At 66.3% G+C, this 12,195-nt stretch carries 15 protein-coding genes; 5 read left to right on the forward strand and 10 right to left on the reverse strand.

Annotated features, from left to right (window positions below; genetic code table 11):
* Window positions 1–246 precede the first annotated feature (246 nt).
* From V3H18_RS02550 to V3H18_RS02570, 5 genes are all read right to left on the reverse strand, one after another.
* Complete coding sequence (locus tag V3H18_RS02550) at window positions 247–618, reverse strand: hypothetical protein (protein ID WP_332080314.1); 372 nt, start codon at window positions 616–618, stop codon at window positions 247–249.
* 363 nt (window positions 619–981) lie between these two features.
* Window positions 982–1,230 carry a hypothetical protein gene (locus V3H18_RS02555; RefSeq protein WP_332080315.1) on the reverse strand — a complete coding sequence of 83 codons (249 nt, stop codon included), beginning with the start codon at window positions 1,228–1,230 and terminating at the stop codon, window positions 982–984.
* Between the two features lie 39 nt (window positions 1,231–1,269).
* A complete protein-coding gene (locus tag V3H18_RS02560) occupies window positions 1,270–1,953 on the reverse strand; it encodes a hypothetical protein (RefSeq protein ID WP_332080316.1) in 684 nt (227 codons plus the stop codon).
* A 220-nt stretch (window positions 1,954–2,173) separates the two neighbouring features.
* Window positions 2,174–3,325 carry an extracellular catalytic domain type 1 short-chain-length polyhydroxyalkanoate depolymerase gene (locus tag V3H18_RS02565; protein ID WP_332080317.1) on the reverse strand — a complete coding sequence of 384 codons (1,152 nt, stop codon included), beginning with the start codon at window positions 3,323–3,325 and terminating at the stop codon, window positions 2,174–2,176.
* 30 nt (window positions 3,326–3,355) lie between these two features.
* Complete coding sequence (locus V3H18_RS02570) at window positions 3,356–3,772, reverse strand: CopG family transcriptional regulator (RefSeq protein ID WP_332080318.1); 417 nt, start codon at window positions 3,770–3,772, stop codon at window positions 3,356–3,358.
* A 412-nt stretch (window positions 3,773–4,184) separates the two neighbouring features.
* Between V3H18_RS02570 and V3H18_RS02575 the strand changes: the two genes are divergently transcribed.
* Genes V3H18_RS02575 through V3H18_RS02585 form a run of 3 tightly spaced genes read left to right on the forward strand, consistent with a single transcriptional unit; the run spans window position 4,185 to window position 6,352 of the window.
* A complete protein-coding gene (locus tag V3H18_RS02575; RefSeq protein ID WP_332080319.1) occupies window positions 4,185–4,736 on the forward strand; it encodes an SRPBCC family protein in 552 nt (183 codons plus the stop codon).
* A gap of 15 nt (window positions 4,737–4,751) precedes the next feature.
* The gene (locus V3H18_RS02580) at window positions 4,752–5,294 is read left to right on the forward strand and encodes an SRPBCC family protein (protein WP_332080320.1); all 543 of its coding nucleotides are present in this window, start codon (window positions 4,752–4,754) and stop codon (window positions 5,292–5,294) included.
* Window positions 5,291–6,352, forward strand: a complete 1,062-nt coding sequence (locus tag V3H18_RS02585) for a YVTN family beta-propeller repeat protein (protein ID WP_408631750.1) — start codon at window positions 5,291–5,293, stop codon at window positions 6,350–6,352. Before V3H18_RS02580 ends, V3H18_RS02585 begins: the two co-directional genes overlap by 4 nt.
* 7 nt (window positions 6,353–6,359) lie before the next feature.
* On the opposite strand, the gene V3H18_RS02590 is transcribed toward V3H18_RS02585, so the two are convergent.
* Window positions 6,360–7,574 carry an FAD-dependent oxidoreductase gene (locus V3H18_RS02590; protein ID WP_332080321.1) on the reverse strand — a complete coding sequence of 405 codons (1,215 nt, stop codon included), beginning with the start codon at window positions 7,572–7,574 and terminating at the stop codon, window positions 6,360–6,362.
* A 131-nt stretch (window positions 7,575–7,705) separates the two neighbouring features.
* On the opposite strand from V3H18_RS02590, the gene V3H18_RS02595 reads away from it, so the two are divergent.
* Both V3H18_RS02595 and V3H18_RS02600 read left to right on the forward strand, forming a co-directional pair.
* On the forward strand, window positions 7,706–8,113 hold the full coding sequence (locus tag V3H18_RS02595) for an NADH:ubiquinone oxidoreductase subunit NDUFA12 (protein WP_332080322.1): 408 nt from the start codon (window positions 7,706–7,708) through the stop codon (window positions 8,111–8,113).
* An 86-nt stretch (window positions 8,114–8,199) separates the two neighbouring features.
* Window positions 8,200–8,946: a DUF2155 domain-containing protein gene (locus V3H18_RS02600; RefSeq protein ID WP_332080323.1), complete on the forward strand. Its 747-nt coding sequence runs from the start codon at window positions 8,200–8,202 to the stop codon at window positions 8,944–8,946.
* Here V3H18_RS02600 and aat read toward each other — a convergent pair whose 3' ends face one another.
* The 4 genes from aat to aroQ all read right to left on the reverse strand — a co-directional run bounded on the left by aat (window position 8,947) and on the right by aroQ (window position 12,148).
* Window positions 8,947–9,615 carry a leucyl/phenylalanyl-tRNA--protein transferase gene (gene aat / locus V3H18_RS02605; RefSeq protein WP_332080324.1) on the reverse strand — a complete coding sequence of 223 codons (669 nt, stop codon included), beginning with the start codon at window positions 9,613–9,615 and terminating at the stop codon, window positions 8,947–8,949.
* Between the two features lie 173 nt (window positions 9,616–9,788).
* Window positions 9,789–11,147: an acetyl-CoA carboxylase biotin carboxylase subunit gene (gene accC / locus V3H18_RS02610; RefSeq protein WP_332080325.1), complete on the reverse strand. Its 1,359-nt coding sequence runs from the start codon at window positions 11,145–11,147 to the stop codon at window positions 9,789–9,791.
* Window positions 11,148–11,160: 13 nt separating this feature from the next.
* Window positions 11,161–11,697 carry an acetyl-CoA carboxylase biotin carboxyl carrier protein gene (gene accB / locus V3H18_RS02615; protein WP_332080326.1) on the reverse strand — a complete coding sequence of 179 codons (537 nt, stop codon included), beginning with the start codon at window positions 11,695–11,697 and terminating at the stop codon, window positions 11,161–11,163.
* Between the two features lie 7 nt (window positions 11,698–11,704).
* A complete protein-coding gene (gene aroQ / locus V3H18_RS02620) occupies window positions 11,705–12,148 on the reverse strand; it encodes a type II 3-dehydroquinate dehydratase (RefSeq protein WP_332080327.1) in 444 nt (147 codons plus the stop codon).
* Window positions 12,149–12,195 lie beyond the last annotated feature (47 nt).

A 12,195-nucleotide genomic window follows, 5' to 3' on the forward strand; every position in this document is an offset into this window, starting at 1 on the left:
GATTGGTCCTGCGCCGGCGCCCGCGCCAGGACCCGGTCCCGGGCCTGCGCCCGCGCCGGGTCCCGGACCGGGGTTTGGACCAGGGGAAGGCGGCTTCGTTCCCTGGATCGATGAAGGCGGCCCAGGTCCGTGGTGGGACGATGGTCCGCCGCCGCCCCCGCCAATTTGCCCCCCGGGCTCGCATCTCGCGACAAACGGCTTGCAGTGCTGCCCACTCGGCCAGATCCCGGGCTTTGGCGGCGTGTGTCAGCCGATATGCCCCAATGGCGCCGCGGGTCTTGAATGCTGGCACGGATTCCAGCCCGGCCATGGCCCCGGGCCGGGAGGGCCGGGCATTTGCTGGAACGGCGCGGCGCCGACGAAAATCCCGGCTTGCGCGCCAAACACGCTCGCCTGCAACAAATGCCCGAAATCGCCGCTGAAGAAGTGCCCCGCCGGGTTCAATTTGGTCACCGCCCCGCCGGGGATCCCAAACGTCACATGGCTCTGGAGCAATGCGACCTGCGTGGCGAGCCCGGCGCAGGCGGCTTGTTCGCCCGGCACGACATTTTGCGCGGCGTGGGGAACTTGCGCGGCCGGCGCGCAGGTCGGCCTCGACGGCCTCTGCCACCCGGCCATGTGTCCCGCGGGACAGACGGCCTTTCCCGCGAACAAATGCTGTTTGAACGGCGCCGCGCCCAATGCGCTTGGCCAATGTCCCGGCATTCCGGCGCCGCCGCTGTGGTTCCTCAACTTTCTCGCGACGGGAAGCGGACCCTGCATTCCGCCGAACTGCTCCTATTACGAGTTTACGGTCGTCGGCGGGGAGCGCTTCGGTCGCGGCTCGCTCACCCAGCGCATCGCCTTGCCGCCGGGATCCGACTTTCCGGAGGCGCGCGTCACCCGGGCGCCTAAATATTGCCCGGCTTCGAGATGGTCCTGCGCGAAGGAAGGCGACGCCTTTACCTGCGGCGTTGAAGATTGCGGGCTCGCGCCCGGCGATCAGGTCGTGGTGCGGCTCGAAGGAAAGGTGGCGCCCGACCTGACGGAGCCGCCGCCGGCCCCGATCGAGAAGACCGCTTGCGGCGTGCTCGAATGGCGCGAGATGGCCGGGCGTAGCCCCGCCGCGCCCGTTGAGCAGCCCGGCGGCGAGACGCGCAGCAAGGCGCCGCCCCCGCAACGAGAAGGACAAAAGGATACGACGGGCGGCGGCGTCACGCCCAGCAAACAGGCCTGCTGGACGATTCGCATCGTCGGGAAGACGCCGCCACCGCCGGCTTGCCCGCCAAACTATGCCGCTACGGCGGACGGCCAGTGTTGTCTGAGCGCGCAGATCACGACAGGCGGCGTTTGCTGTCCCGCCGGCCAGCGACCGGACGCGCAGCGATCGGCTTGCGTCCCCGTCTGCGCCGGCGGCCGCGTTTGGAACGGCGCAACCTGCGCCTGCCCGCCGGGCGCGACCGAGCGACGCGGACAATGCGTCGGGAAAGTCACGCCGTCGCTTCCGGAGCCGCCCGTTCCGCCGCCGGTCATCGAGCGCCAGCCCTGCCCGCCGGGGACGATCGGCAAATGGCAGCCGAACTGCCGGCCGGTCGTCGAGCGGCAGCCTTGTCCTCCCGGCACGGTCGGCAAATGGCAGCCGAACTGCCAGCCGATTGTCGAACGGCAGCCCTGTCCTCCGGGGACGGTTGGCCGATGGCAACCGAACTGCCGGCCCATCGTCGTGCGGCAACCTTGCCCGCCGGGGACGGTGGGCAGATGGCAGCCGAACTGCCGGCAGATCATCGTGCGGCAGCCTTGTCCGCCGGGGACGGTGGGCCGGTGGCAGCCGAACTGCCGGCCGATCATCGAGCGGCAGCCTTGCCCTCCGGGCACGGTGGGCAGATGGCAGCCGAATTGCCGGCCGATCATCGTGCGGCAGCCTTGCCCTCCCGGCACGATCGGCAGTTGGCGACCGAATTGTCGGCCGATCATCGAACGGCGCCCTTGCCCTCCGGGGACGGTCGGCGCGCCTCCCAACTGCCGGCCGATTTTCAGGCAGCCGCCGACAGGAGGGCAAACGCCGGGATGGCCGGGGCAAAGATCGCCGGATTCGCGAGGGCGGGGCTTTGGCGTCCCGCTGTTCCAAAGGTGAGAAGCAAAGCTTTGCGACCCAGTCGTATCTGAACGTCAGATCTAAGAAGCGCGCGGCGCGCTATTCTTCGCGCGCCGCATCCAAGAGGAAAAACCGCACCATCTCGCGCGAAGCGTCGGGGCCGTGGCGGTCGGCGAAGGAGCCCTCGGGATCCCCGCCCGACCAGGCGTGGCCGAGACCCTCGATAGCCCAATATTCCAGTTGCGGCGCGCCTCGCGCGTCCGTGACGATGGTGCGACTGTAATCGCGCCCGCCCGCCGATCCAATCTCTCGCGTTTCGCGGGAAAGCGCGCCGGCATGACTCCTCCGCGCCATTGCGACGATATTTTCGGCGTTGATCGGATGCACCTTCTGATCGGCCGCGCCGTGGAAAATGATTGTGCGCATGCTATCGCGAGATAGCGACGCTCGCGCCGCGCTGGGACCAACTTTGCCGCTCATGACGGCGAAGGCGGACGCCACGTCGCCGGCCGAGCCGTGGGCGAGGCCGGAATGTATGCCGACCGCGGCGTAAAGCTCGGGATAGGTCGCGGCCATGGTCGCGGCCATGGCGCCGCCGGCGGACAGTCCCGCGACATAGACGCGCGACTCGTCGACGCGCCATTCGGCCATGACGGCGCGGGTGACGCCGGCGATGAGGCTGGGCTCGCCTTTCTCGCGCGTCTGATCGCCTGGGTTGAACCAGTTCCAGCAGCCCATCTGATTGGCCTTGGTCGACTGTGCGGGATAGGCGACGAGGAAGCCATGTTCTTCCGCTAGGGCGTTCATCCGCGAGCCGACGGCGAAGTCGTCCGGATTCTGCGTGCAGCCGTGAAGCATCACGATCAACGGGCGTTCGCTGTTTCCGAGACTGCTCGGCGCATAGACTTTATAGTCGCGGGCGCCCGCCGGGCCGACATGGCTGCGCGCTAGATAGGCCGCGCCGGGCGGAACGTCGATTTTCGGGGCCTTGCGCAGCGTGATGAGCGGCGCGCCGCTTTGATCGAGGCCGGGAAGGCCCGCGTGGCGCAAGAGCTCCAACGTTTCGCCAAGCGGTCGCCGCACGCGGAAGGTCGGCGGATGCGGCTCGGCGTGCGCGGCCGGCTGCGGCGTCGCCGGCCCCGCGCCGTGCGGCGTCAGCGCGCGCATTAGAACGCGTGTCGCTTCCGCGAGATTTTGCTCGCGCGTCAATTGCGTCGCCTTGTTCAAGGCGCTCGTCAGGATGTTTTTCATTTTGTCTAAGCCCCGGGGAGGGAGGGAGGATTAGAAGATGCGGTCGTGAAGCGCCGCCTTCACGGATTTGCTCGCTTGAAGCGCGCCGAGCACGGTGAGGGATTCGATGGTCTCGCGCGCGAGCTCCGGCGTGACGTCGTCAGCGATCGACGCGAGTCCCAGGACATGGATACGCAGCTTGCCGCCCGCCGCCTTCACCGCCTCGAGGTCGTCGCGGCTGTAGTGTCGCAAGCCAAGCTCCAGCGTGTTTCGCACGATGGATTGTTTGACCGCGTCCGAATGCGCGCCGAGTTGATTGCGGATCGCGGTGCGGATGAAGTCGCTGCGGTTGGAGTAGAAGCCTTCGCGCACGAGCAGATCGATATGGCCGAGATCGACATATCCGACATTGATCGTGATTTTCTCGGTCTCCGGGGAACGTTCCCGCAATTTATATATGTCCGCCATCGCCATCCTCAGACCATCTGTATGGATGGTATATGGAGGACTGATGGGGCCCCGGCAAGAGGGGCCGCGCCTATTTTTCCGCAGCCCGTCGATATGGCGCGTAGCGGCCGTCCCCCGCCGCGCGTCGCCGTGGTTCCAGCAGCGGGCGCCGTCGAGCGTAGGATACTCCGCCGCAAGCAAGCGTTGGGCCTTCGCTCCCCTCGTCGAGATGCGTCTAGCTCAACGGACGCGTGCGGAACTCACGATCAGCGCCGAATGACTGGAACTTTTGAGCGGCGGAGGCTTTTGCGAATTCTCTCCCGATTTCCCGGGGTTTTCTTCCCTCTGTCTTGACGCCGCCGCGCCCGGCGCCCTTATGTGCGCGGGCCGCCGCCTCCCGGCGGCCAGGGTCACGCCTTTAGGAGAATTTCCCATGTCCTTTGTGGTTGCGCGCCGCGCATTCGTCGTTGCGGCCCTCTCGCTCGGCTCCGCCGCCTTTCTCTCGGCGCCAGCCGTTGCGCATGGCCCCTCGCGCCAGAAGGTCGTCGAGAAAATCGAGATCGACGCGCCCGTCGCCAAGGTCTGGGAGATCATCGGCAATTTTCAGGATTTGACCTGGCATCCGGGCGTCGCCAAGACGGAAGGGACCGGCGGCAATGACGTCGGCGCCAAGCGCACCCTCACCTTGAAGAACGGCGGCGTGATCGAGGAGTCGCTTACGAAATACGACGCCGAGGGCAAATCGGTCAGCTACAAGATCGACGCGGTCGACGTGAAGGTGCTGCCGGTCAATAATTACGCCGCGACGATTTCGGTGAAGGGCGAGGGCGACAAGAGCGTCGTGGAATGGAAAGGCGCCTTCTATCGCGGCTTCATGAATAATGATCCGCCGCCGGAGCTTTCGGACGAAGCGGCGGTGAAGGCCGTGACCGACATCTATAAGGCGGGACTCGCGGCGCTGAAGGCCAAGGCCGAGGGCAAATAGGCCCCGCATGATCGCATGACGCTTCGCGCCTTTATCCTCGCGCCCGCCATGGCGCTGGCGGCGCTGTTTCCCTTGGCCGCTCATGCGGCGCATGGGGCTTCGCCGCTAAAGGTCGTGGAGACGATCGTCGTCGACGCGCCCCCCGAGAAAGTCTGGGCCATCGTTGGCGATTTCGCCCATGCCGACTGGCTGCCGGGGGTCGCGCGCATTGACGCGACGGGCGGCGATATTCCCGATCAGGCGCGGCGCAAGCTCGCGATGAAGGATGGCGTCGTCGAGGAAGTGCTCACCAAGCGCGAGGCCGAGCGCATGATGCTCGGCGTCCATCGCGAGCATGACGACGTCAAGCGCCTGCCCGCGACGAATTACACCGCCCTCGTCACGCTGCGCCCGGCGCCGGCGGGCGGGACGGAGGTCGAATGGAAGGCGCGCTTCTATCGCGGCTATCCCAATAATGATCCGCCGCCCGAACTTAACGACGATGTCGCCGTCGCGGCGGTGACGGCGCTGCATCGCGCCAATCTCGCGGCGTTGAAGGCGAAGGCGGAGGGGAGATGAGACTTCAACCCGTCATGCCCGCGCTTGTCGCGGGCATCCACGCCAAGACAATGCGACGCGTCGCAGGAAAAGCGGCCAAGCGCAGCGCGCTCGCATGGATGGCCGGGACAAGCCCGGCCAGGACGGCGAGACTGTTTCTCTCCATCGCCATCCTCGCTTCCCCCGCCTGCGCCGACGAAGCCTTCGTCACCGCGCAGGGCGCCGATGCGCTTTCGATCGTCGATCTTTCCACGATGAAAACCGTCGCGACCCTCCCCATTGGCGGCAAGCCCGCGGGCGTCGCCGTCTCGCGTGACGGCGCGCGCGTCTTTGTCACGAGCCCCGAAGGTAAATTCCTCACCGTCATCGATGCCCCGGCGCGCAAGATCGAAAGGCGCATTCCGGTCGAGGGCGGCCCGCTCGGCGTCGCCGCAAGCCCGGACGGCAGGCGCGTCTATGTCGCCGATCTTTACGGGCGCCGGCTTGTCGAGATCGACCTCGAAAAAGGCGCGGCGCAACGCAGCGTCGGCGTCGGCGCGATGGCCTCCGGCGTCGCGGTGGCGCCCGACGGCAGGACCATCGTCGTGGCCGACCGCGACGACAATGCGCTCTCTCTCATCGACGCTGCGACATTTGCGCGCCTCGCCATCGTCCCCGTCGGCAGACATCCGTTCGGCGTCGCCATCGACGCTTCAGGCGCGCGCGCCTATTCGGCGAATGTCGAATCCGACGATCTCAGCGTCATCGATCTTGCCGAGCGCAAACTCGTAGCGACGCTCAAATGCGGCAGCCGGCCTTATACGGTGGCGCTGGCGAATGGGCGCATCTTCGTCGCCAATCAGCATGGCGACAGCCTCAGCATCTTCGACGCCAAGACCCTCGCGCCGCTCGAAACGCTAAAAGTCGGCGAATATCCCGAAGGCCTCGCGGCGAGCGGCGACGGCGCGCGGATCTATGTCGCCAATTGGTTCTCAAACGAACTCTGGGCGCTCGACGCGCAGACGCTGCAAATCCTCGGCAAGGCCGAAACCGGCGACGGTCCCCGCGCCTTCGGCGCTTTCTTTCGCGGGACGAACTGACCCGCCGTCACACTTGCGTTTGGACATGCTCGGGCTGCACGCCGAGGCCGATGAGACGCGCCGGCAGCCGCCGCAGCAGCGGAATGGCGTCGAAGAGGCGCAGCGCGAGCGGGGCCTCGATGGGCTTGTCGGCGGCGAGCACGTTGCGGATCACGAGATTCTGGATCGCAAGCTGGAGGCGCTGCGTCACGCGCACCGGAAATTCGCGCCGCCGCTGCACGCTCGCAAGATCGTCGTCGGCGAGAGTGCCGGCGCGCAGCTTCGCGGCGAGGAGATTGGCGGCCGCGACCGCATCCTGAATGGCGAGATTGACCCCGACGCCGCCGACCGGGGACATGGCGTGCGCGGCGTCGCCAATGCAGAGCAGGCCGGGCCGGCTCCACGTCTTCAGCCGATTGACCTGAACGGTGAGCAGATTGATCCACGCCCAGTCGGCGAGCGTCTCGACGCGATCGGCGAGGAACGGGGTCAACGCCGCGATCGAAGCGCGAAACGCCTCCATGCCTTTCTGGCGTAACTCTTCCGCGCCGCCCTTGGGGATGACGCAGCCACATTGCCAATAGGATCCGCGATCGATCATGATGAACATGCGGCCCGGTCCGACGCGGCCGAAGGTCTCGTCGGGGTCGCTCTCTATGCGCGGCAGCTTGAACCACAGCACATCCATCGGCGCGCCGAAATCTTCGACCTCGAGGCGGGCGGCGGCGCGCATCCGCGACCCGCGGCCATCGGCGGCGATGACGAGATCGGCGGAAATGTCGATGGCCCCTTTCCGGTCGGCCGCCGCAACGCCTTTGACGCGATCCCCGTCCCAGAGCAGATCGTCGGCGGCGGTGCGCATCAGCAGGCGAAAATTCGGGAGCTTGCGCGCTTCGGCGGCGATGAAGTCGAGGAAATCCCATTGCGGCATGAAGGCGATGAAATTGCATCTTCCCGGCAGGCTTCTGAAATCGGCGACCTTGTATTTCCGGTCGCCGATCCAGGCCGCGAGTTCATAGGCCTTGTGATGGGGCAGGCGCAGGAATTCGTCGAGCAGCCCAAGCTCGTCCATCAGTCGCAGCGTCGAGGGATGGATCGTATCGCCGCGAAAGTCGCGCAGAAAATCGGCGTGCTTTTCGATCACGACGACGTCGACGCCGGCGCGGGCGAGGAGAAACCCGGCCATCAGCCCGGCAGGGCCGCCGCCGACGACGCAGCATTGGGCGGAAAGGGTGGCGGACATGGGGGTCTCCGGCGCGATGAGGGAGGCCTGTAGCGTGGCGGGAGCGAAGGGGCGGCGTCAAGCCTTGGCGCTGGACATTGACGCCGCCAGACGCAATAAGGAGCGCGCAAGAAATCAAGGACGCCCCGGATATGTCCTATATCGTTCGCTTCTTCACCTGGTGGAACAAGGCCACGCTGAGCACCGGCCTGTGGACGCTGCTCTATGGCGAGCGCGTCGGGGAAGACGAATTCGGGAACGTTTATTACCGCCGCCGCGGCGGTAAGATCGACGAGGCGCTCGGCTTTGAGCGGCGCTGGGTGATCTACAACGGCTATTGCGAAGGTTCGGCGACGCCAACCGGCTGGTACGGCTGGCTGCATCACACCGTCGATACGCCGCCGACGGAAGAGAGCTATACGCCCAAGCCCTGGCAATTGCCCTACAAGCCCAATCTGACCGGCACGCCGCAGGCCTATCGCCCGCCGGGATCGCAGCTTTCGACGGGCGAGCGCCCGCCGGCCGGCGGGGACTATGTCGCCTGGCGGCCGGAAGGCTGACGCGGCGCGTCCTTGGAAAGGCCTTTCTTGACTGTTTTCGTCGCTGGCCGGTCCCTCGGGCCGCTTTTCGAGCTTGCGGTGACCGCATGAAGTTTCGATTCTTTCTCGCGCTCAACGCCGCGGCGGCCGCGCTTGCGGCCGGCGGCGCCGTCGCCGAGCCGATCAAACATCCGACGGCGGTTTTCGCCGGTCTCGACAAGACGACCGGCCGCATCATCAATTTCGACGTCGCCATCGACGAAACCGTGCAATTCGGCGCGCTGCAGGTGACGCCGCGCGTCTGCAACACGAGGCCGCAGACGGAGACGCCGCAGACGACGAGCTTCGTCGAGGTGGACGAACTCGTCGTGAAGCCCGATTCCCGTCCCGGCGCGCGGCTCGAACAGACCAAAACCGAGGCCAAGCAGGAGGCGAAGCGCATCTTCTCGGGCTGGATGTTCGCGGCGAGCCCGGGCCTCCATGGCGTCGAACATCCCGTCTATGACGTCTGGCTCGTCGACTGCAAAGGCGGCAAGGAAGCCGCGCCGCCCGCGACGGCGGCGGAGCAGCCCTTGGCCGCCGAGCCGGATGCGGCGGCCGTCCCCGAGGAGGGCAAGAAGCGCCGTTCCCGCAAGGTCGAGCCGACGACGCCCGCGCCGATCGAAGCTCAGCCGATCGGCCCCGCCGATCAGACTCCGGGCGGGCTCGCCGAACCGGCGCCGCCGCCTCCCGAGGAGGGGGTCCCTGCGGATCAGGAGCAGCCCGCGAAGAAAAAGAAGAAGAAAAAGCAGACACAGGCCCCCGCGGGCGCTCCCGCGCCGGCGCCGGCGGGCAATTCCCTCTTCCCCTTCTGATCAATCTTCGAGCGCGGCGATCGCCTGCGCGCCGGAAACGCGCATCTCCTTGGGCCAGACGAGGAAATCGGCCTGCGTCGTCAGCGCCTCGTCAAGCGCGCGGTGATAGGCTTCGCGCGAAATCTCCATCGCGCCGAGCGAGGCGAGATGCGGCGTGATGAATTGCGTGTCGAGAAGCTGGTAGCCGCCGACCCTCAGCCGCGCGACGAGATGCGTCAGCGCCACTTTCGAGGCGTCGCGCTCGCGGTGAAACATGCTCTCGCCGAAAAAGGCGCCGCGCAGCGAAACGCCATATAAGCCGCCGACCAGTTCGCCGTCCTTGCGGCATTCCACCGTGTGGGCGAAGCCCAGATCGAACAGCTCGCGGTAGAGGCCGCGGATTTCGGCGTTGATCCAGGTCTTTTCGCGATGGCGCGCCGGCGCGGCGCAGGCGGCGATGACGGCGTCGAAGTCCCGATCGACGCTCACCTCGAAACGGTCCTGGCGCACGGTCTTGGCGAGCGAGCGCGACAGGATGAAAGTATCGAGCGGAAAGATCGCCCGCCGCTCGGGATCGACCCAGTAAAGCTGATCGTCCTCGGCGCTTTCGGCCATCGGGAACAGGCCGATGGCGTAGGCCCGCAGCAGGAGCTGGGGGGTGACGGCGTAGGGGGCGGTCAGGCGCGACATGGCCCAAAGAATAGCGGGGCGGCGGCTTTGCGCCAGTCCCTCCCTCGCCGGTTTCTCGCTTAGAGCGCGCTGCGAAAAAGTGGACGCCGGTTTTTCGCGTAAAGCGCGCTCTAAGCTTTTGGAATCGATCACGTCATCCGCGTTTAGGCGATTCCGCCTAAACGCAGGGTGATCTAGAAGTCGGGCTCGATGCCGCCCGTCGCGAGGAAATGCTCCAGCCAGTGGATGTCGTATATGCCGTTCTGCACGTCGGCGTTGCGCACCAGCGTGCGAAACAGCGGCAAGGTCGTGTCGATGCCGTCCACGATGAATTCGTCGAGCGAGCGGCGCAGCCGCATCAGCGCTTCCGTGCGGTTGCGGCCGTGCACGATCAGCTTGCCGATGAGCGAGTCGTAATTGGGCGGAATGGCGTAGCCCTGATAGACCGCCGAATCCACGCGCACGCCGACGCCGCCCGGCGGATGGTAATAGGCGATCCGCCCGGGCGAGGGCCGAAAGGTGGCGTGATGCTCGGCGTTGACGCGGCATTCGATCGCATGGCCGTAGAACCAGATGTCTTCCTGGCGCATCGATAGCGGCGAGCCGCCCGCGACGCGGATCTGCTCGCTGACGAGATCGACGCCGGTGATCGCCTCCGTCACCGGATGCTCGACCTGAATGCGCGTGTTCATCTCGATGAAATAGAATTCGCCGTTCTCGTAGAGGAATTCGATCGTGCCCGCGCCGGAATATTGCAATTCGCGCATGGCCTGCGCGCAAATCTCGCCGATCGCCATGCGCTGCGCGTCGTTGAGCGCGGGCGAGGGGCTTTCCTCCCAGATCTTCTGGTGGCGGCGCTGCAGCGAGCAATCGCGCTCGCCAAGGTGGATCGCCTGTCCCTTGCCGTCGCCGAATATCTGAACCTCGATATGGCGCGGCTTTTCGAGATATTTCTCGAGATAGACGGTGTCGTCGCCGAAGGCGGATTTCGCCTCGGTGCGCGCCGTCGCGAGGGCGATGCCGAGATCATGGGCGTCCCGCGCGACTTTCATGCCGCGGCCGCCGCCGCCCGCCGACGCCTTGACAAGCACCGGAAAGCCTATCTTCTCGGCGACCTTCAGCGCCTCCTTCTCGCTGCGGACCGGCCCGTCGGAGCCCGGCACGCAGGGAATGCCGAGCTTCTTCGCCGTCGCCTTGGCTTCGATCTTGTCGCCCATCAGCCGGATATGCTCGGATTTGGGTCCGATGAAGGTGATGTTGTGCTCTTCGAGAATCTCGGCGAAGCGGGCGTTTTCGGAAAGAAAGCCATAGCCCGGATGCACGGCGTCGGCGCCGGTGATCTCGCAGGCCGAAAGCAGCGAAGGAATATTGAGATAGGAATCGCGCGCCGGCGCCGGCCCGATACAGACCGACTCGTCCGCGAGCTTGACATGCATCGCGTCGGCGTCGGCCGTGGAATGCACGGCGACCGTGGCGATGCCGAGCTCCTTGGCGGCGCGCAGAATGCGCAGCGCGATTTCGCCGCGATTGGCGATGAGGATTTTGTCGAACATGCCGCGCGGCCGCCTATTCGATCACGAGGAGCGGCTCGCCATATTCGACCGGCTGTCCGTCCTCGACCAAAATGGCCGTCACCACGCCCGCTTTCGGCGCGACAATGTCGTTGAAGGTCTTCATCGCCTCGATCAGCAGCAGCTTGTCGCCGACGGAGACGCGCGCGCCGATCTCTATGAAGGGCTTGGCCTCCGGATTCGGGCGCAGATAGGCGGTGCCGACCATCGGCGATTTCACCGCGTCGATGAATTCCGACGCGGGCGCGGCGGCAGGCGCCGCCGGCTTTGCGGCGGGCGCCGCGGCGACCGGCGCCGGCGAATGGAAGGGTTGCGCGAGAGGCGCGGCGACGACGGCGCCGATGGGCGCGGCCGGCGTTCGCGCCGCACGAATGCGCAGATCGCCTTTTTGCACCTCAAGTTCGGTGAGATCGCCGGTCGAGACGAGCTCCGCAATGGTGCGCAGCAGGTCCGGATCGATGATTGCGGGCGCGCTCACGGGCGCGGGCTTGCGCGTGGGGGCCGTGCGAGGCGGTTGAGCTTTGCGCGCCATGGGTCTTTCAGCTCTTTTTCGGTTCGTTTTCGAAGACGGCTTCGAGGGCGAGAAGATAGGACATCGGACCAAAGCCGGCGATCACGCCGCGGGCCGCCGGCGAGATGTAGGAATGATGGCGAAAGCTCTCGCGCGCATGGACATTGGAGAGATGCACTTCGATCACCACGGCCTGCGCGCCTTTGATCGCGTCGTGAAGCGCGATCGAGGTATGCGTCAGCGCGCCGGCGTTAAGAATAACCGGCGCGCCGGCGGCGCCGGCCTCCTGAATCCAACTCACGAGATCGCCTTCATGGTTCGACTGACGAAAAACGAGCGAGACGCCGCGTTCGCCGCAACGCTTTTCGAGCGCCGCTCTTATGTCGTCAAGTGTCGCAGTTCCATAGATCGCCGGTTCGCGCGCGCCGAGCAGATTGAGATTGGGCCCGTTGAGCACATGGACGGCTGGCATTGCGTTTCCGAAACGATCCCGAATATTCGACTGCGCGGCTGGTCGTT

The sequence above is a fragment of the Methylocystis borbori genome, assembly GCF_036576025.1.
Lineage (GTDB): Bacteria > Pseudomonadota > Alphaproteobacteria > Rhizobiales > Beijerinckiaceae > Methylocystis > Methylocystis borbori.

What these genes read in the sequence shown, in the direction of transcription:
- V3H18_RS02575 (WP_332080319.1), top strand. Translation starts at nt 4,185, where the DNA reads ATGTCCTTTGTGGTTGCGCGCCGCGCATTCGTCGTTGCGGCCCTCTCG.
- V3H18_RS02590 (WP_332080321.1), bottom strand. Translation starts at nt 7,574, where the DNA reads ATGTCCGCCACCCTTTCCGCCCAATGCTGCGTCGTCGGCGGCGGCCCT.
- V3H18_RS02550 (WP_332080314.1), bottom strand. Translation starts at nt 618, where the DNA reads ATGGCCGGGTGGCAGAGGCCGTCGAGGCCGACCTGCGCGCCGGCCGCG.
- V3H18_RS02600 (WP_332080323.1), top strand. Translation starts at nt 8,200, where the DNA reads ATGAAGTTTCGATTCTTTCTCGCGCTCAACGCCGCGGCGGCCGCGCTT.
- accC (WP_332080325.1), bottom strand. Translation starts at nt 11,147, where the DNA reads ATGTTCGACAAAATCCTCATCGCCAATCGCGGCGAAATCGCGCTGCGC.
- accB (WP_332080326.1), bottom strand. Translation starts at nt 11,697, where the DNA reads ATGGCGCGCAAAGCTCAACCGCCTCGCACGGCCCCCACGCGCAAGCCC.
- V3H18_RS02565 (WP_332080317.1), bottom strand. Translation starts at nt 3,325, where the DNA reads ATGAAAAACATCCTGACGAGCGCCTTGAACAAGGCGACGCAATTGACG.
- V3H18_RS02580 (WP_332080320.1), top strand. Translation starts at nt 4,752, where the DNA reads ATGACGCTTCGCGCCTTTATCCTCGCGCCCGCCATGGCGCTGGCGGCG.
- V3H18_RS02570 (WP_332080318.1), bottom strand. Translation starts at nt 3,772, where the DNA reads ATGGCGGACATATATAAATTGCGGGAACGTTCCCCGGAGACCGAGAAA.
- V3H18_RS02560 (WP_332080316.1), bottom strand. Translation starts at nt 1,953, where the DNA reads ATGATCGGCCGACAATTCGGTCGCCAACTGCCGATCGTGCCGGGAGGG.
- aroQ (WP_332080327.1), bottom strand. Translation starts at nt 12,148, where the DNA reads ATGCCAGCCGTCCATGTGCTCAACGGGCCCAATCTCAATCTGCTCGGC.
- aat (WP_332080324.1), bottom strand. Translation starts at nt 9,615, where the DNA reads ATGTCGCGCCTGACCGCCCCCTACGCCGTCACCCCCCAGCTCCTGCTG.
- V3H18_RS02595 (WP_332080322.1), top strand. Translation starts at nt 7,706, where the DNA reads ATGTCCTATATCGTTCGCTTCTTCACCTGGTGGAACAAGGCCACGCTG.
- V3H18_RS02555 (WP_332080315.1), bottom strand. Translation starts at nt 1,230, where the DNA reads ATGCGAATCGTCCAGCAGGCCTGTTTGCTGGGCGTGACGCCGCCGCCC.
- V3H18_RS02585 (WP_408631750.1), top strand. Translation starts at nt 5,291, where the DNA reads ATGAGACTTCAACCCGTCATGCCCGCGCTTGTCGCGGGCATCCACGCC.